Origin of the sequence: Cryobacterium suzukii (assembly GCF_004403185.1) — a bacterium.
Lineage (GTDB): Bacteria > Actinomycetota > Actinomycetes > Actinomycetales > Microbacteriaceae > Cryobacterium > Cryobacterium suzukii.
In genome coordinates, this window is record NZ_SOHJ01000003.1 from 1 (window position 1) to 17800 (window position 17800).

The 17800-nt window shown below is 61.8% G+C and carries 20 protein-coding genes; 10 read left to right on the forward strand and 10 right to left on the reverse strand.

The window, feature by feature from the left end; all coding sequences use genetic code 11:
- Positions 1 to 557: 557 nt before the first annotated feature.
- The 3 genes from E3T39_RS03125 to E3T39_RS03135 all read right to left on the reverse strand — a co-directional run bounded on the left by E3T39_RS03125 (position 558) and on the right by E3T39_RS03135 (position 2295).
- Entirely contained in the window at positions 558 to 1133 is a 576-nt protein-coding gene (locus E3T39_RS03125; protein ID WP_134513303.1) for a PIN domain-containing protein, read from the reverse strand.
- Between the two features lie 46 nt (positions 1134 to 1179).
- Entirely contained in the window at positions 1180 to 1623 is a 444-nt protein-coding gene (locus E3T39_RS16270; protein WP_198416078.1) for a helix-turn-helix domain-containing protein, read from the reverse strand.
- 366 nt (positions 1624 to 1989) lie between these two features.
- Positions 1990 to 2295: a hypothetical protein gene (locus E3T39_RS03135; RefSeq protein ID WP_134513304.1), complete on the reverse strand. Its 306-nt coding sequence runs from the start codon at positions 2293 to 2295 to the stop codon at positions 1990 to 1992.
- A gap of 105 nt (positions 2296 to 2400) precedes the next feature.
- On the opposite strand from E3T39_RS03135, the gene E3T39_RS03140 reads away from it, so the two are divergent.
- A complete protein-coding gene (locus E3T39_RS03140; RefSeq protein WP_134513305.1) occupies positions 2401 to 3483 on the forward strand; it encodes a hypothetical protein in 1083 nt (360 codons plus the stop codon).
- A gap of 391 nt (positions 3484 to 3874) precedes the next feature.
- Here the strand turns inward: E3T39_RS03140 and E3T39_RS16350 are convergent, their stop codons facing one another.
- From E3T39_RS16350 to E3T39_RS03155, 3 genes are all read right to left on the reverse strand, one after another.
- A complete protein-coding gene (locus tag E3T39_RS16350; RefSeq protein ID WP_241979487.1) occupies positions 3875 to 4492 on the reverse strand; it encodes a hypothetical protein in 618 nt (205 codons plus the stop codon).
- 421 nt (positions 4493 to 4913) lie between these two features.
- On the reverse strand, positions 4914 to 6134 hold the full coding sequence (locus tag E3T39_RS03150; RefSeq protein ID WP_134513306.1) for an RNA polymerase sigma factor: 1221 nt from the start codon (positions 6132 to 6134) through the stop codon (positions 4914 to 4916).
- Positions 6135 to 6226: 92 nt separating this feature from the next.
- Positions 6227 to 6583: a YciI family protein gene (locus tag E3T39_RS03155; protein ID WP_134513307.1), complete on the reverse strand. Its 357-nt coding sequence runs from the start codon at positions 6581 to 6583 to the stop codon at positions 6227 to 6229.
- A 514-nt stretch (positions 6584 to 7097) separates the two neighbouring features.
- Here E3T39_RS03155 and E3T39_RS03160 point away from each other — a divergent pair.
- From E3T39_RS03160 to E3T39_RS03170, 3 genes are all read left to right on the forward strand, one after another.
- Positions 7098 to 7478, forward strand: coding sequence for a GNAT family N-acetyltransferase (locus E3T39_RS03160; protein ID WP_338145255.1), 381 nt, complete (start codon positions 7098 to 7100; stop codon positions 7476 to 7478).
- Positions 7479 to 7727: 249 nt separating this feature from the next.
- The gene (locus tag E3T39_RS03165; protein WP_134513308.1) at positions 7728 to 8360 is read left to right on the forward strand and encodes a Type 1 glutamine amidotransferase-like domain-containing protein; all 633 of its coding nucleotides are present in this window, start codon (positions 7728 to 7730) and stop codon (positions 8358 to 8360) included.
- Between the two features lie 231 nt (positions 8361 to 8591).
- Positions 8592 to 8855, forward strand: coding sequence for a DUF1272 domain-containing protein (locus tag E3T39_RS03170; protein ID WP_134513309.1), 264 nt, complete (start codon positions 8592 to 8594; stop codon positions 8853 to 8855).
- A gap of 261 nt (positions 8856 to 9116) precedes the next feature.
- Here the strand turns inward: E3T39_RS03170 and E3T39_RS03175 are convergent, their stop codons facing one another.
- The gene (locus tag E3T39_RS03175; RefSeq protein ID WP_134513310.1) at positions 9117 to 9635 is read right to left on the reverse strand and encodes a hypothetical protein; all 519 of its coding nucleotides are present in this window, start codon (positions 9633 to 9635) and stop codon (positions 9117 to 9119) included.
- A gap of 643 nt (positions 9636 to 10278) precedes the next feature.
- Here E3T39_RS03175 and murJ point away from each other — a divergent pair.
- The 3 genes from murJ (at position 10279) to E3T39_RS03190 (ending at position 13281) form a co-directional block, all read left to right on the forward strand.
- Complete coding sequence (gene murJ / locus E3T39_RS03180) at positions 10279 to 11829, forward strand: murein biosynthesis integral membrane protein MurJ (RefSeq protein ID WP_134513311.1); 1551 nt, start codon at positions 10279 to 10281, stop codon at positions 11827 to 11829.
- 384 nt (positions 11830 to 12213) lie between these two features.
- Complete coding sequence (locus E3T39_RS03185; RefSeq protein ID WP_134513312.1) at positions 12214 to 12969, forward strand: hypothetical protein; 756 nt, start codon at positions 12214 to 12216, stop codon at positions 12967 to 12969.
- Complete coding sequence (locus tag E3T39_RS03190; protein WP_134513313.1) at positions 12970 to 13281, forward strand: winged helix-turn-helix domain-containing protein; 312 nt, start codon at positions 12970 to 12972, stop codon at positions 13279 to 13281.
- An 86-nt stretch (positions 13282 to 13367) separates the two neighbouring features.
- Here the strand turns inward: E3T39_RS03190 and E3T39_RS16355 are convergent, their stop codons facing one another.
- Positions 13368 to 13589, reverse strand: a complete 222-nt coding sequence (locus E3T39_RS16355; protein ID WP_338145256.1) for a GNAT family N-acetyltransferase — start codon at positions 13587 to 13589, stop codon at positions 13368 to 13370.
- 278 nt (positions 13590 to 13867) lie between these two features.
- The gene (locus tag E3T39_RS03200; RefSeq protein WP_134513314.1) at positions 13868 to 14572 is read right to left on the reverse strand and encodes an aspartate/glutamate racemase family protein; all 705 of its coding nucleotides are present in this window, start codon (positions 14570 to 14572) and stop codon (positions 13868 to 13870) included.
- Positions 14573 to 15016: 444 nt separating this feature from the next.
- Between E3T39_RS03200 and E3T39_RS03205 the strand changes: the two genes are divergently transcribed.
- Positions 15017 to 15493: a GNAT family N-acetyltransferase gene (locus tag E3T39_RS03205; protein ID WP_241979489.1), complete on the forward strand. Its 477-nt coding sequence runs from the start codon at positions 15017 to 15019 to the stop codon at positions 15491 to 15493.
- Positions 15490 to 16110, forward strand: coding sequence for a GNAT family N-acetyltransferase (locus tag E3T39_RS03210; protein WP_134513316.1), 621 nt, complete (start codon positions 15490 to 15492; stop codon positions 16108 to 16110). The genes E3T39_RS03205 and E3T39_RS03210 overlap by 4 nt, the downstream gene beginning before the upstream one ends.
- Positions 16111 to 16319: 209 nt before the next feature.
- Here E3T39_RS03210 and E3T39_RS03215 read toward each other — a convergent pair whose 3' ends face one another.
- Entirely contained in the window at positions 16320 to 16790 is a 471-nt protein-coding gene (locus tag E3T39_RS03215; RefSeq protein WP_134513317.1) for a GNAT family N-acetyltransferase, read from the reverse strand.
- Between the two features lie 437 nt (positions 16791 to 17227).
- Between E3T39_RS03215 and E3T39_RS03220 the strand changes: the two genes are divergently transcribed.
- Positions 17228 to 17764, forward strand: coding sequence for a cupin domain-containing protein (locus E3T39_RS03220; protein WP_198416079.1), 537 nt, complete (start codon positions 17228 to 17230; stop codon positions 17762 to 17764).
- Positions 17765 to 17800 lie beyond the last annotated feature (36 nt).

The window sequence follows — 17800 nt, forward strand, 5'->3', positions numbered from 1 at the left end:
TGGGTCATCAACACCCAGAACCGCGCCTGCTTCTCCACCAACTCATACTTCGACCACACGTACAACACCTCACAAATGGGAGTGTTGCGACGACCGGTTGAATCCGCCGTTCCCTTATCGGGAACGGACCCAGAGCTAGCGATCGAATGGTTCGGTGTCCGGATGGACGTCCCTTAGGGAGCGGGCGTCTGCCAAGCGTGTCAGCGGCCCGCAGAATGTGTTCCGAGATCGTCTGAGACTGTCGTCACTTCGTTGACGTGGTCATGTCAGATCAGGTGCGTTCCAGCGCAACAAGAGTTCAGCGTCGATGCCGGTCAAAGTTGACCCATGGAGTTCGTGCTCAAAGACCAGCAGTCGGCAGCTTGGTCGAACTGCCTCAATATCAGGGTCACAAACGGGTGGTCGGAGTCAGAAGTCGCGTGTGGTGCTGCCACCGACGCCGGCAACCTGCGCCAGACGTGATCGACGCACCGTAGAGCTCTTGTGAGGCGGCATGGGCATACACCGCATGGACGTGAACCGCGCCACCATCTGCGGGATCCCAACGACAGCGTTGGCTAGATCGGCCCCGACAGCACCCGAAGGTGTTCAGCAACGATTGCCGCGAATTTTGGACAGCCAGCTTTTTCGAGCGCTTCGGCCAGGCTCGTCACCGAGTCGCCTTTGGCGCGTCGGCTCTGCCAATAGGTGTTCTGCGTCCGAGTGACTTCGCGGACAACAAACAAGTGGCTGCTCTCTACCAGGCAGAAGAACTCGTCGGGCGTATACAGGTCATACGGCAGCAGGTCCGGCTCGCCAAAGTCCTTGCTGTTCATTGTGAGCAGAATGTCTGCCTGGCTGTAAACGGCCGCATTGTGAACGTGCTGATCGTCTTTGTCCCTCAGGTTTGATGCCTCGCCACCGGTCCAGTCCTCGAGGATTTCGTCGAAGTTCTCACGAAAGACTTTTTCGCGGTTTCTGCGCAGCTCTCCGCCCGCCGAAGGATGCTTCCGTCGCCACACGCGATGCGTTTCGTCAAGCACGTCCGGAGTCGCGCTCAGACTGAACATCTTGGATTGGCTGCGCAGCAGGAATAGCCAGTCGTAGAGGGTGCGGCTTCCCAGTACGTTGGAGTCGACGAATACATGGTGCACGCGTCCACGCTATCGGTCCAGCGTGGACTTGGGTTTCACCCTTGTTCTACTCTGCCCCCTCGAGGCTGTCATCGAGTTCACGAAGCTTGGTGAAGGCATCCAGTCGAGCAGCACGGCGAGCCTCCGCGAGGATGGCGACGTCCGCGTGCTTGAAGCGATGATGTGCTCCTACTTTGTGCGAGGGGAGCAGGCCGTCCTGCACCAACTTCATGAGCGTAGGTCGGGATATCCCAAGAACGCTTGCGGCGGTCGTTGACGTCATCTCAGAAGGAACCGACTGCACGTTCACTGCGCCCGAAGGCAACGTTCGAATGACGAACTGCATCAGTTCGGCCAAGGTGCGGTCCAACTGAACAGTCGTGCCGTCATCCAGGGTCAACGAGGCCGTGGTGATGTTGCGATCATGAGCTTGCGCGATGAAGAGTTCGGCAGAGCGGCGGACTGTTTCATCCACGAGAAGGGATCCGTTTACAAGCACATTGGGCGCCATGACAACACTTCTCTCTTCTCGACGTGGCCGCAGATCCGACTTATGGATCTGGCCCGTGGAGGCGGCGCGTTGCGCGGCCTCGTTCTTCAGCCTAGATCCTTGCAGATATAACTGCAAGGCCAAGATGGCCCGCTGGTGTCTGCCGCCACCAGGACTTAACAGCCTTCGTTGGGTCGCTGATTGCGCAGCGAACTAGCGAACTTCTCCGTCGGTCTCTGCGAACGCAAGCGTCCCGTAAGGGGTTCCCCTGCGACACAGCCTCGGCGCACTCGGCCGCCGGGTGGTTCCACCCTAGACCTGTCTCGGTGGCGGTACGGCTTCCGGCAATTGGCGCGAATGCGGAGGAGTACCGGCAATTTTGCGGCGCTACGCCGCCAGAAATTCTCGCAGGTTCATGATGACGCTGTGCCTGGACTGATGGCGCTCCTGAGCGAGTTGTTCGATAAGCCAGTTCATCGAGACGATCGTGCCACCCAAGAGGTTGCTGGCGTCCAGCGAAAGCTGATCGTTGTCGTCCAAGGTTGCTGTGACCGCATCGACCTCGTTCATTCGGGTCAGAGCCAAATTCATAGCCGAACTATTCGTGTCATCGGTTGCAGTTGTATCCCAAGTAGATACAGCGTCGAGAAGAATGTACGAGGCCTGACGGCCGCCTTCAGGAAAATCAGTCATGATTTTAGATTGGCACAGCCCACTGACACGACACCATTCATTGGCCCTTCGCTCTGCGGGCAGATGGTGCCCACAGCGGGCCCACACCACGGCTAGGCTCGTCGGATGACTTCCGCCGATGCAGATCTTGACAGGCACCTACTGGTCACGGGGGTCTCGGCGTACCGCTTATCGCGCGTGATGAGCGTGGTGGTGGGTGTGATGGCAGTCACTGTGGGCGTTCTTGCTTTCTTCTTTCTTCAAGGCGAGGGCGATTCCGACCTGAGCGGGCAAAACATCCCCACCCTTATTGCGTTATTCGGGATCCCGGTCCTGACTATCATCTGTTTCAGCTTTGCGCTGGGTCGTCGGGGGCGTGCTGAGGCCGCAGCCGGGTACACGACCATGACGAGCGGCCACCAGACTCTTGATCAAGTTGAGCCCCATTCCGGTTTGGTTATCCGCCGCGCCGGGTCGGCCGTCTACGCGACACCGTCGAAGGGCCTTGACGTTCCCGCCACAGTGTCCAGAGCGGTATCCAATGCCTCGTCGCTCAACAACTCGCTGCGATTTGAAGACCTGCCCAATGCCCAGCGAAATCGAACATTGACGTTCTGGGGCTTGGGGATCTTCCTCATCGTCATGCTTGCCGTTGCCTTCGGCATTCCGCTTGCGCACTTAAGCGGGAACAGCGCCGATCAGATGATGTTCCTCGGAATCATGTTCGCGACGGTTGCGGGCGCCGGAGCCCTCGGCGGCCTCATTTTTGGGATCGTCGTCACATCCCAGCGGGCCAAGGTGCGTAAGGCGATCTCAGCTCGACCCTCGGCTGTCGTCTTCATTACCCAACGCACCCCCGAACTTCTCGACGCGCTGAAGGTCATCGGGATCGACCGTCCGCGGCTGGGCCTTCAGTTTGTTGTCACCATCGGACCGGAAGGAGTTGAACTGTGGGGTCGTGGGCGAACCGATGTCCCTCCTGTGGCGCTGAATTGGCCTGACATCGATTACGTCCACCCCGGCCGGCTGAAGGTTTCCAATGGACAGCGGAGCTTCGCAGTTCTGACCCTTCACATTTTTCAGATCATTGATGAGCGTCCACTGGATCTTCCGATTCCGATCTTCGGGCGGCGTGGAATTGGATTCGCTCAAGCTGAAGACGCTAACGAGGTGCTCAACGCCTGCGCCGGCCGCGCGAGGATCGCTTAACTCCCGAGCTCTTTCCCGCGTCGTGTGACGTTTCACCACGTCCCACGGGACAACGCTTCGCCCGGGAGGGGGTAAATCCGTCTTGTGTCTGGTTCCTCGTTGTTCTCGTTACAGCCAGTCAGTCAGTCGGTCGGTCGCTCGGACGGCAAGCGTCGTGCGCGGAACGATATTCGCGATCGAATCGTCACGGTCAACGAGCCGGGTCATGCGTGCCGTGCCGATGAGGGTTCCCCTTACGGGAACGGAGCGAAAATCGTCGATCGCCGCTCGGGTGTCCCGGTCGCCGTCCGGCTTGCGGGCTTCAGCGCGCGTAGCTGATCACGGCCGACGCAGAGTTCGTACCGAAGACGGCTACACCTCATGGGTGCGTTCCCTCCTTCCATCCGCCCGGTCAGTGCAGCGGCGATGGCGAACCGCTGATGGAAATGGTGTTGCCCTCGCGCTCGCCCCTGAACCGGTACTCGCCCCAGCGGATGGTTTGCGACTGCTCGTGCTCGACCGCGGGCCAATCCCACCCGGTAATAGAAGGAGAGTCGGCGCCGCATTGGGGCGGGTAGGACTCCATGATCGTCGTGCAGAACACCGGTCCGTCCCCGTCATCGAGCACCATGCCAGCGAACGATTCCTCAGCGGGGCCGCTCAACGCGATCAGCAGCGCGAGCAACGAGAGCGCGAGGGCGACCGGCGTCATCGCATACCGCTCCGGTTTGGACCGTGAGATCGCATTCATCACCACGCCGAGGGTGAGGTATCCAAAGACCACCCAGATCCCCACTGTCGAGAACGCGTTCGGAAACACGTCAGTGACACCCGCCCGGTCGAGGGCGAGCAGGGCGATGAACCCGTAGATCAGGATGGAGACGCCGGAGGCGATCCGATGCCCGAACGGCAGCACGCCGGGATGCTGCCCGCCCCACGCGAGTCGTCCCCACGGCGCGCCGAAGGCGAGGGAAAGCTGGAAGAGAACCAGCAGGCCAATCAGTGTGACCAAGGCGATGGCGGCGATCATGGATGCAAGCATACGGGGCGCGCAGGTAACCCCCCTTCCGGCAGGGAGCACCTCTGCCGCGCTGTGCTTGGTTGCGCTGCCAATGCCCGCAACTGATCAACCGCAGGGACCGCGGCAGAGCCGAGATCGATCAGCTAACTTATGCCAACTTACTAATGCGTGGCGAGAAGAGGGCACCCGCTCTAGGGCGGTGCGATTGAGCAGTACGCCGACACGATCATCGTCGCACAGTGGTCACCAACATTCGTCCCGGTGAGGGTTGGGCTGTGGATCGCGCGTGAAGGGCTCACGCTCCAGCTCATCGCGCGTAAGCGACTGCAGAGGCCCGTCCTGCCGGGCGATGCGTTCCAGATTGCGTTGATCCATCAGCCGGTCATAGTGCGGGCGAGGCCTCGGAGCGGTGGCCGCCGAGTCGCCGTCCTCAGCCGGGCGCGGGCTCGGCGCCGGCGGCGCGGCTGACCTCGGCCAGGCGCTGCTCCAGGAAGGCGCGCTCCGCGGCGTTCGCCGTGAGCTCCATCGCGCGCCGGTACGACTGAGCCGCGCCGGCGGCGTCGCCGAGGCGGCGCAGCAGGTCGGCGCGGGTGGCGGGAAGGTAGGGGTAGGCGGCGAGCCGGGGATCGGTCGCCAGCTCGTCGAGGAGCGGCAGGGCGGCGGCCGGACCGTCGGCGAACGCCACGGCGGCGGCCCGGTTGAGCGCGACCACCGGGGTGTTCCACACCGCCAGCAGCCGGTCGTAGAGGTGCACGACGCGCGGCCAGTCGGTCTGCTCCAGGGACGGCGCCATCGCGTGCACGCCGGCAATCGCCGCCTGCAGGGTGAACCGCCCCGGTGGGCCGGACGCCAGCGCCCCGGCCGTCACCGTGAGCCCCTCCAGAATCGCGCGCTGGTCCCAGCGAGTCCGGTCCTGGTCGGCGAGCAGGAGCAGCCGGCCCTGCTCGTCGGTCCGGGTGGCCCGGCGCGCGTCGGTGAGGAGCAGCAGGCCCAGCAGGCCGCGGGTCTCGGCCTGCTCGGGGAGCAGCGCCGCGAGGGTGCGCGCGAGGTGCAGAGCCCGGTCGCAGAGCTCCTCACGGACGAGTGCGTCCCCCTCGCCGGCCGTGTGGCCGGTGCTGAAGAGCAGGTGGACGGCGGTGAGCACGCTGTCCAGGCGCTCGGGCAGCTCCGCCCGGCCCGGAACCCGGTAGGGGATCCGCGCTTCGGAGATCTTCTTCTTGGCCCGGGTGATCCGTGCCGCCATCGTCGGCTCGGACACCAGGAAGGCCCGGGCGACGTCGGGCGTGGGAACGCCGCAGACCAGGCGCAGGGTGAGGGCGACGCGGGCTTCGGGGGCGAGGGTGGGGTGGCAGCAGGTGAACACCAGCCGGAGCCGGTCGTCCGGCACCGCGGCGTCGGGCCAGTCCAGGTCGGCCGGGTCGTGCGGATCGACGGTCGCCGGCTCCACGAGCAGCGGAAGCTTGCGCCGGAGGGTGACCTCGCGACGCAACCGGTCCATCGCGTGGTTCCGCGCCGCCGTGGTCAGCCACGCGCCGGGCCGCTCCGGGACGCCGTCCCGGGTCCAGGCCCGCAGCGCGCTGACGTACGCCTCCTGCGCGCACTCCTCCGCGACGTCCAGGTCGCCCGCGACGCGCACCGTGGCGGACAGCACGAAGGCCCACTCGGAGCGGTGGGCCTGCGCCAGCGCGGCAGCGACCGCGTCCGCCTGAATGGCGGACGCGGTCGGCTCGTCGCTGGGAGCGATCAGAACGGGTTCGTCGTCGGGTCCACGACCGGGCGAACCTCGACGCCGCCGCCGGGGGCCGGGCACAGCTTGGCGATCTCGACGGCGTGGTCGAGGTCGCGCGCCTCGACGACGTAGTAGCCGCCGAAGGCCTCCTTGGTCTCGACGAACGGGCCGTCCGTCACCGTGCCGGCACCCTTGATCGTGGTGGCCGTCGTCGTGGGCGCGAGCGCCCCGCCGCCCGTGAGGGACCCACCGAGCTCGAAGACCTGCTGGGTGAACGTGGTGTGCGCGTCGACCACCGCGCCCCACGCCTCGGGCGACATGTTCGCGTAGAACGCCGGGTCTTCGTAGATGAGGATTGCGTACTGGGACATGGAGCTGCCTCCTGCATTAGGTCGCGGGCCGGCCTGTCCGGCTCCGTCATTAACTACGACGAACATCCTGCCGCCGGATCGACAGTTAGGCCAGGATTTTCTTCAAGTTTTTTCCGGCGCCGCCGCTGCCGCCGTGCGTGCCGGGGTCCGCTTTGCGTGCTGAAGTGCACTCTAGCGGCCCCACCTGACGCTCCGTCTCGCCGCGGAGCGGCGCGACGGGATGCCGCCCGCGCCCGCAGCCCGCGAGCGTTGTCAGCTCGAGCGCACCGCGCATTTATGGGACTGCTGTCTCAGCTGTTCCGCAGGGGGTTCCCCATCCGGATCGGAGCGAGAGTCCACGATCGCCTGCTCGGGTGTCCCGGTCGCCGTCCGGCTTACGGGACAGGCATCCACCGCCGACTCGCAGGCTCAGCTCCTGAGTCTGCGAACCAGTCTCTGACGCCTCAATAGGTGGCTCCAGGAGGTCGACGACAGAGTGTCCTATTGCTGTGAGGACTTGTAGTTGGATAGTGGGATGGATTCGACCTACCGTTTCTCTTCCGACAATTCCGATATCGATCGCGCAAAGGTTCACCGCTGGCTCAGCGAGGAGAGCTATTGGGCAAAGGGAAGGTCTCGAGCAACGCAGGACCAAGCCATCGATGTATCCCGCAACTTCGGCGTCTACGAGACGATCTCAGGTCAACAAGTTGCCTATGCACGCGTCGTCACGGATGAAGTCACGTTTGCTTGGCTTTGCGACGTCTTTGTAACCCCTGAAGTGCGTGGGCAGGGCCTCGGCGTCGCCCTCATCGAGGGAATCATTGATGTATTCGAGCCGCTGAATCTGAAGCGAATGCTTCTATCAACGGGGATGCCCACGGCCTCTACGCCAAGTTCGGGTTCGAGCCTTTAGATATCCCGTCAAAGTGGATGCAAAGAGTTGCGCAACAAGCAGCTCGTTGAGGGTTCGGCTTGCGGGCAAGTAGCAAGAGTCGGCGACGATCTGGTCGACCCGTTCTCCGTGCGGCTTACGGGACGCCAAACTTGACGGCGCCAATCAGGTCGGCGATGACGTCAGAGCAGCGGAGACTGGTACGAGCGGCATCGTGTGCACAATCGATGGCCCGATCATCGTCCCTGCCGAACGCGGGACAATGAATGCATGCGCCTTTACCTCTCGTCGTACGAACTTGGCGATCAACCGTCGGCGTTCACGGCACTGGTCCGCGGGAATGGACACGGCTGGCTCATCATGAACGCTCTCGACGGGGCTGACCCTGACATGCGGCACCGCGAGACTGCCCGTCAGGTTTCTGCCCTCGCGGGCCTTGGGCTCGCAGCGAGTGAGCTCGATCTTCGGGTGCACGACGCGGAGAGCCTTTCTGCGACGTTTGCCCACCCGGACTTTTTGTGGGTTCGGGGTGGCAACGTCTTCACCCTTCGCGCAGCTATGGCGCGATCGGGGGCCGACGCGCTCATCGTGGAACAGCTCGGACTGGACGCATTCGTCTACGCCGGTTTCAGTGCCGGGGCGTGCGTCCTCGCCCCAAGCCTGGCGGGCCTCGAAGCATGCGACTCGACAGAGGACGCCGTGTCCCTGTACGGAACGGTGGGGGTTGATGGCCTCGGCATCCTGGATCGGCCCTTCGTGCCCCACCTTAGATCTCCGAAACACCCGGAAAGCGCGACATTAACCCGGGTGGCCAAGGGTTACGCGCTGGAGGACAGGCCCTACTGGGCGCTTCGCGACGGTGATGCGCTAGTGGTCGACGGCAGCCGCGTTGCGCTCCTTTGAGGGGAGGGGGACGGACGCTTCGACACGTTTTCGGGGCATGTCAGCACGCGTTATCGGGCGGCGCAGTTCTAGGTCTCGCAGGGGTTCCGCGAACAGGACAAGGACGCTATCTTCCCATTTGATCCGCGTCCACAGTGCGACCATCGCAGATCTTTTGGGAATCGTGGGGGTCCAAGCGGACGCCGCAACAAACCGTCGCAGCCGGGCCATTGCGACCTGTCATAATCTGTCATGCTTCAAATACGCCCTAACTGCGAATGTTGTGATCGAGATCTCGCTGTCGACGCGGAAGACGTATGGATCTGCACCTTTGAATGCACCTGGTGTGCCGATTGCGTGAATATGTTTCCTGGCCGGGCTTGCCCTAATTGTGGTGGAAACCTTGCACGTCGACCCGTGCGTCCGCCACAAGCTCTCATTAAGAATCCTGCTTCGACGACCAAGGTCACAGCAACAAACTGCGTGGAACGCATGACAGCCCACGCCTCTCTCTGAGTCGCCCTCTCACCGCGAACGTACTAGATGGTGTTTGGGCCAGCCGTGTCCCATTCGGGGTTCCCCTTGCGGCAGTGCTCGAGCGCACGTGCGATGGCCAGTGCTGTGACTGTTGACGCTTTGTGGGGCGTTCATGATCGCTATTTGGCACATCGAACTTGTTGCCCTCGGCGCTCCCGGGCAGGCTTCAGCGTCTTGCATCGCATGGGTTCGAGACATTTACGGCAATGCAGGGCACCCCGACACGGGGCATGCGACGTCTCAGTCGCTCGTGTCCCCAAGGTTTGCAAAGCTCTCTAGGCGGCGATGCAGAGTGAACCGCCGGTCATCGGGCAGCTTTTTCCCGCGCATGGTGACCACTGCCGCACCCAGGTCAGCGATTGCCACAAATCCTGGTGGGTGCATGTGCCGAACTCGAAGAGCAAAGCCAATCCCGTCGACGACGATCTGAGTGAACTCCCATTCCGCCCAGTCCACGGCCCTGGCTTGATCGGCAATCTCCTGCATCCTTGTGGCCAGCAACTCTCGCGGATAGGTCTCCCCGAGCATCACGAGTAAAGACTCCTCAACCGCTAACCCGGCAATCGTTCGAGCGTCGTCAACGACTCCAGTCACGCGTCCCGCATCGTTCATCAGCTGACCGGTACGTTCCATTGTGCGGACGATGAAAGCGGATGGACCGACGCCGACTCCCACACGGACTGATATGTCCGAACCGGACGTGGAACCAGCGTCCCAGGCAATCGGAACGGACGGATCAGCGGGGCTCAAGAGGATCATTCTGTCCGCCTTCGTTGGGTAACACGCTATGACCTGGGCCGCGATGGGTCCCGGCCTAGGGCCGATCGAATCGCATGGTGGGCCGCGCCGCGGGACGTGTCGAAGCTTAGGATTCACCTAATCGAGCACCGGCCGCAACCCTTTAGAACGCTCCCGGTGAATTTGAGGGCAAGTGTCTCGTAACGCAAGTGCCTTAAACCACATGGGTTTTGATCCAAATGATTGCCTTGGTCACTCAGGGGCCGAATTCGTGGCATTTCGTATCCCTAGGTGGACAGGCATACGGGCATCAGTCCGACCAAATGGCGCGGAGGACGCGGATGGCTTCCTCAAAGTCGATGTCTTCGCGTTTGCTGGTAATCCAGCACCGACGATGTCGCCGAAGCCGCCGCGAGCATCCCCGTCATCGGAAACTAGCGCCACAAAGCGCTAACAGTCACAAACCGATCTGGACTCGAACCTCGCGTCCCGTAAGGGGCTCCCCCGAGAAGCAGTTCAAAACGGAGTTCGGGCAAGTGCGGCAGTGTGGCACCGGGCCCGAGTTGTGGGAATGTTGACGAATGGGGGAATCTAGTGTTGGGTGTCGACGGCGAAGCACTGGTTCAGGTCGTTCACGGTGAGCGCCCGAGGAGCAGTCGGCTCGATGATGGCGGCGACTCTGGTTTCCAGGGCGCTGGGTTTTGCGAAGGCCATTCTGCTGGTCGCTGCCATCGGCGGAACCAGCACGGCCGTCGCTGGTCAAACGTTTGAAATCGCGAACTCGGCTCCGACCTACCTGTTTGCCCTGATCGCCGGCGGCGTCCTCGGCGCCGTACTTGTTCCCCAGATCGTTCGGAACCTGCACGCTGGCCCCGCGGGTCAGGAAGACACTGATCGCCTTCTGACGATCATTCTTATCGGCGGGGCCGGCGCCACGGTCGTTCTTACCTTGTGTGCGCCGGGAATCGTCTGGATCTACGCCACGACGTGGTCCGCGCCGTGGCTAGGGCTTGCCGCGTCGATGGCGTACTGGTGCCTGCCGCAAATTTTCTTTCTCATCGCCTTCGCCGTCTTGTCGCAGGTGTTGAACGCGCGCGGTGTGTTCGGTGCCCCAGCCTGGGCGCCTGCAATCTCGAACGTCGTTGGCATCGGCGGCATCGTGGTGTTCCTCGTCGCTCTGCCTTCCGGACTGGGTGACGCTGGCTCGTGGAACCCACTGATGGTCGCGGTCCTCAGCGGTGCCGCGACCTTGGCCATCGCCGTCCAGTCCCTTTTGTTGCTGATTCCGCTGCGTCGCATCGGTTTCCGTCTGCGCTTCCGATGGGGCGTTGCCGGTCTCGGCCACATGTCCTCGCTGGCCGGCTGGACTCTGGGCGGGGTGTTTGCCAGTCAAGTTGCCTACCTGGTGACGGCGAACGTAGCCAGCAGTGCCGGAGAGTCACTCAATCAATTGGGCATCGACGGGGCAAGCCTGAACTCCCTCTCGATCGCATACCTGCTGATGCTTCTGCCCCATGGAATCGTGACTGTGTCATTGACTACGGCCCTCTACACACGCATGAGCGGGGCGGCCGCACGCATCAACTTCGCTGAAGTCGAGTCCTTGTCCAATCTCGCGCTTCGACCTGTCGCGTATGTGTCACTCGCTGCCGCGGCAGTTTTCGTTGCTGTCGGGCCGATTCTGACTGAGGCGATCTTTGGCACGCCCCTCATCGGCCACGTCTTGCAGGTGCTGGCGGTCGGCCTCGTCGGCTTCAGCCAGGCCTACGTCCTCAACCGGACATCCTTCACTCTGCAAGACGCCCGAGGCCCGTTCATCACACAACTCACCATCGCCGTGCTCTCTGCAGCCGGTGCGCTTGCAGCGGCGATCCTGCTGCCCCCGCAGCTGACCGTGATCGGAATCGCAGCCGGCATCTCGATCGCGAACATCGCCGGATGGTCGACAGCTCACGTCCTACTCCGACGAACTTTCCGAAAACGCGGACACGAACCCGACTCCGAGCCGGGCGCGGTGTGGGCCCTGACCCGGCTCTTGGCGACGGCAATGATCAGCGCCACAGCCGGGCTGGCCGCGACGACTATCATCAGCACGCCAGCCAGCTTCCTCGGAAGGGCCCTGATTTTCCTTCTCGCCGCCTCCATCGTCAGCGGGGTGTTTGTTGGGATCAGTTGGCTCTTGGGCGACCGCACAATCAACGATCTCCGGCGGTAGCCGCAGCAAGAACGGTTCCGCGATCCCACAGCCATTCTCGGATGCGCAAGCTTCCATCGAGAATCCCGTTGAGGGTTCCCCAACGGGTTCGGCTTCTGCGCGCCAACAGGGCAATCGTCCGAATCTGATTGCCTGATGATCCTAAATTTGTTCTTCTGCTTGCCAGATGGCAACTAGATGCTATCTTGACAGTATTGCACCGAGGCTTCACCAACTGGGGGATACAAAATGAGCGACCGATTTGAAGGCACACTCGATGGGATGGCAGATTCTGGAGCAACAGCTCATGCTCGATCATTGTTGAAAACTGGGGATGACGTCGGGGTCCGGGTTGGGGAAGCCATCGATGCCCGCACTCGAGCAGTGGCTGAAACTTGGATGGCTGTGGCAACCCTCACCCTTGCCCTGACGTTTGTCGTGAGTAGTGCAAGCGTGTCGGCCGATGGCTGGGCGGTGAGTCCCGGTTTTGAAATATCCGGGCTTAACATTCTTCATCTACTCTTAGTGCCCTTTTTTGTCGCGTCCATGCTCGAATTGGGACTTCGCGATCAGCTGCCCGCAGAGCACACTCCAGAGACCCGCCGTCACGGACGGCTGGTCTCGACTGCCTCGGCATTCGCGCTGGTCGTGCTTCTCTGTCTCTCCCTATTTGCCGGTCCGATCGCGTTGCCTCTTCTGGTCGGGATTGTCGTACTCGCCGCTGTGCCGCTCAGTACCCTCGCGCTCCGCTCGGCGCTGCTGGCCCGGGCGGCGGGTGTTCGCCGCTCGGCCGCCACAACGCTGGCGCCATTGAGCCTGAACGTCCGAGTAGTGACACTTGTGCTCGGTACTTGGCTAGGAGCGCTCGGCGTAGCAGCAGGATTGTCCTCGTCTATTCCTTGGTCGATAACCAGCGCAGCACTGATCCTTGCGATCTTGGCCACGCGAGATAGCCGGTGGGGTTTATCTCGACTCGCCCAGGAGTGGGGCCGCACTCAGCGGATCGCTTTCGGTTGTTCTTTCCTCCTCATGAATGGCCTCGCCGCAGTGCTGGCCCGCACGGACTGGGATCTGACCATCGTGGGCTTGGTTGGTGGCATCTGCGTTGCAGCTCCGTTGGCAATTGCTTCGTTCAGGCCGGCCCCAATCTGCGAGGCATGAATGGCTGGCCACCCTCGGCACGATCTCGACGATGCCCTGCTCACACCGCTACGCTTCTCAGTGATGGCCGCTCTGCGATCAGATGTCGAAATTGACTTCTCTTCCCTACGCGATCTACTCGAAACCGACGACTCAGCCTTGAGCAAAGCGATCAGCACGCTAAAAACCGCAGGCTATCTCATGGTGCGTAAGGGTTACGTGGGCAACCGGCCACGAACCTGGCTGACGGCGACACCGGCGGGGTCAGCGGCCATGGAAATTCACATCGCCGCCCTGCAGGCCATCGCGGCGGGCGTACCTCCGACGGCGTAGATCAAAGCCGCGGTCCGCAGATACCCTGGCGAATCGGATCTGGATTCCCGTAAGGGGTTCCTGGATCGGGACTCACTTTGCTGCTCTTAGCTCCCGATTTGGACGAAAGCACGCAAGGGCGTTGGGCTGAAGTCGTGCCCTTCGATGAAACCCATGGATTTGTAGAATGCTCGTCGGCCCGGTTCGTCATCGGTCAGTAGCACCTTTTGTCGAACGTGAACGTAGTGCTCGATGACGTTATCGACCAAAGCCCTGCCGAGTCCGTTTCGCTGATACGACGTAGGACGACTGCTCCACCGCGCGGACAAGGGCCTCGGGGGCGCTCGCGTACACTGACCACCCGACGCTTTCGTAGAGACCGACGAGGTCGGTTCGGGCTAGGTGCTTCAACTCGGAAAATGCGAAGGGAGATATGCTGCCATGGTCTCACGCGCAAACACGGGCATTCACGGGCGTCCCGCAGGGGGTTCCCCTTGCGCGGCATCGACCCCACCACGAATCGATCACACAATACCGGCCACACGTATGCGGCTGCACAGCAGCAGAAGACTGCCAGGCCGAGAGCCGTGATCAAATGCTTAGACGATCACATGCTAACGCCGAGAGCCGCCTGAACAATTGCTTGACAGTGGATCTCGGTAGTCGAGAACAGCGGGAACTCTAAGTCGGCCGAGTTGTCGAGGAGTAGAGGGATCTCAGTGCAACCCAGAACAACCCCTTCGGCACCGCGATTGACCAATCCTTTGCAGATTTCTAGGAACTTGGTTCTGGTTTCGTCTGTGAAGTGTCCCAGTGTCAACTCCTCGATGATGGCATCGTGGACGTAGCCACGCGTTCTGTCGTCAGGCACGATGACGGTTATGCCGAGCTCCTCGAAACGTCGCCGGTAAAATTCGCCCTCCATCGTCCTTCTTACGCCGAGGAGCCCGACGCTAGTTAGCCTTGCTTGGCTTACTGCGCTAGCAGTGGCTTCGGCGATATCAACGACATTCACGCCCGTGCGATTAGTGATAGCGGGAACGAATCGATGCAAGCCGTTGGCACTCAGTGCAACGATCTCAGCACCCGCCCCCGAAAGTCGAGCAACCGAGTCAACGATCTGCGCCTCAGAAACAATTTCAGAAGGGTCTGCTGCTTGGGCGTCCAAGAATGTCTGCTCATCCAAACTGTCGACGAGCATTCTCGCGGACCGATGACCTCCCAGTTCCTTCCGCACCATCACGTTAATCAAGCGGTAGTACTCGGCCGTTGAAATCCAACTCAGCCCGCCAACAATGCCTATTTGTTTCATCGTTTCAGAATATCGGTCGCGAAAAAACGGGGGTGTCTATACCGCTCCTATCGCAACAAGTGTCCCGCAGGGGGTTCGGCATGCGGGTATTCGCTTGTTGCTTTCATTTAGATAGCCTGAAGGCATGTCATCGGCTCAGATCAGCTCATCGCGACGCAGAATGTGGATTTTCGGGATCGTTTACAGTGTGGTGATTCTCGGGGTCGGTCTGTGGGTGGGCCTTGGTACTGGCAACTGGCTTGTGCTCCTCTGCGCCGGAGGTTTGGTCGTTGTGCCTGTCGGTCGGGAGGCTCTTCGATCGCGTAAATCCCGCTAACCCTTCGGCTTCCGGGCATCCACTACAATCTGCTTGGGCAGTCTCGGTGGACCCGTGGTGATTATGAGCGCATGGCACATCTGGGACCCGTAACCTGGCCACCAGGCCCACTCAGGACCGAGCGCCTGGTGCTCCGTGAGTCTGAGCCTGGGGACCGTTCGGCTGTCATCGATCTGCTCGGGTCGCCGGAAATGTGCGCTCACCTTGGCGGCCCTCAGCCGCGCGACGAACTCGAACGGGCGGTGCCTGAAATCCCGGGTCATCGCCCCGGCTACTTCGTCGTCGATCGCGATGGAGCGACGATCGGTATAGTCACTTTCGATCGGCGCGACGCGGAGCGTCCGGGGCACATTCACCCGGATGGCGGCGAGGCCGAGCTCAGCTATAATGTGGGGATTCGGTACGCCACCGAGGCATGCGCAGCGGCACTTCGCTGGTTCGCCGGCGCGCTCCCCGGCGAGCTTGTGGTGCTTTGCACGCAGTCCGCCAGCGATGCCTCGGTGCGTGTCGCGGCGAAGCTGGGGTTCACCGAGACGGAGCGATTCGAAGAGTACGGCGCCGAGCCGTGGTTTGGCGTGTGGTCGTCGGGCTCGCCGAGTGTTTGAGCGAAATCGTCCCTAACCTCTTCCCTCTTGCGGGCATGGTTGATAATGGCGAAGTGGACCTCACTCTTCGTGAACTGACGCAGGCAGACGCCGAGGCGCTTGCCGGATGGCAAACCGACGCGCTCTTCTGTGCGCACGCGGGCTGGCAAGCAAAGAAGTCCCAACAGCGGGCGGTCGAATGGTGGCAAGAACAGATATCTCATCCTGACCCGCACCTCATCCGATTGCTCGCGCTCGATGCCCAGTACCCGGTTGGCTACGTAGACCTGCATGGGAGTGGTCAACTGCAACGCGAGCTTGGATATGTGGTTGGCCCGTCCACATCGTGGGGTCGTGGTCTGGGGACAGCTGCTGCGCGTGCCGGAGTTGCACATGGTTTCGATGGCCTTGGGCTCAGCCGAATTTGGGCCGAGGCGGTCGAAGCAAACATCGCTTCAGTCAAAGTACTTCGCCGCGTCGGCATGAGAGAGATTGGACTCGGGAGCAAAGAAGACTTACGACAGCAGCGGATATGCGCTCTATGGCGTCCTCGTGATGACTCCGTTCGTTCTTGGCGCGGCGATCATAGTGTCGGTCACCATCGAGATCGTCAGGCGCAGACCCTGGCTGATCGGTAGCGCAATTGGTGTAGCCGAAGTCGTCGGGATGGCCGCACTGGGCACATACGCGGTGAGTCTGTCTTGAGGTGAGCCGCGGATAAGGTGAGTCTGCCTTCATCGCAAGCAGGAGATCCGTCCGAAGCGTGCAAGTGCCCTGTAGCGTGCGGGCTCCCGCGCCATCCGTGCAGGTAGGCATATGTCCGTAGACGGTTGCGCTTTCGGAAGGCTCAGCCGAGCTTCTTGAGCATCTTCAACGAAGTTGTTTCGTAGCCGAGTGATTCGTAGAGACCGCGGGCGCCGGTGTTGAATGCGAAGACGCTCAGGCCAAGAGTCTGCGCGCCTTGTGTGCGGGCATACTCTTGGCCGAGGAGCATCGCGGCCCTCCCGAAACCCTGACCACGTTGGTTCGCATTGATGACAATGTCCCAGACCCACCACGCACCCGGGTCGGCGCTGACATCCTGGCCGATCCAGAGATACCCGACAGGCTCACCCGCCTCACTCATGACGTGAAAGATCTCATTGCCAGGGCTCACAGCACCGTCCGGAAATGAGCGAAGCGTGCTCTCGACCGCCATGAGCCGAGCTTGTTCTGGCGATGCGCCCTGGACAACCAAGTCGTCGATGTACTCGGTGCAGCTGCGGTCCAGCCATGATGGGAATTCGCTGGTGAGGATTCGCTGAAGGGTGACGGTCATTTCATGATTCTTCCAGAAGAGCGCAGACGAGCGCAGACGAGCCAGTCAGTGGCGTTTGTGTACCACGGCGCAACCGGCGCTCGAACCGTCCGAAATAGCATTCATCGTCGCAGGGTCCGGCTTACGGGCGCTTCGAAATAACTCTGGCGGTGTTCCTAGGGGCGCCTGTGAGGACTAGCCGAGTCGGAGGTCACCTCAACTTGTGGCTCACCTGTCGAGGGCCTGCCTCCTTTTGACAACGTGAAAGGCGAAGCTCGCCGCGTTGACCGCTGCTAATCCAAGTTCAAGCCACATCGTGGCCGAGTCCCTTTCCTTCCTGGCAGCGAATAGCTGATGCTTCCTAAGAGTGCCTGCCGGGACAATCGCAGCTGGGCAGCTGTAGAACATCTGCTTTTCGGCCCATTGCCCCCAGTGCGGAGCGCGCGGACAATAGTCACATGAGCGCTAGAGAGTTCGGACCAGTCGGCGAAGACGTTGGCAGCCTTGTCCGGTTCGGCGATGCGATGACCGCCCAAACGATGCTCGGCGCAGCAGCGACGACCGGAAGGTTTTCCATCGTCGAGCATCTGCTCGCACCGCGCGAGCTGGCGGCGCCTCTGCACATGCACAGCCGCGAGGATGAGTTCACGATTGTCATCATGGGAAAGATCGGATTTCTTCTCGGTGAGAAAGTCTTCCATGCTGGTCCGGGCGAGCTGGTCCGGAAGCCGAGGGATCAGTGGCACACCTTCTGGAACGCAGGAGACGAGCCGGCGCGGGTTTTGGAAGTTATTTCTCCGGCGGGATTCGAGAAGTACTTCGAAGAAATTGGGCAGTTCTTCTCGGACGGCGCCGAACCGGACCTTGAGGGAATGGCTGCGGTGTCCGAGAGGTATGGGCTGCAGATGAACTTTGAGTCGTTGCCTGAACTGATCGAACGATTCGGGTTGGTGCGCCCTTTGGAAATGGACGGGACGCCCCCGGCCCCGGCGTAAACACCGACGAGCCTAGGCAGTGGCAAGATCTCCTGA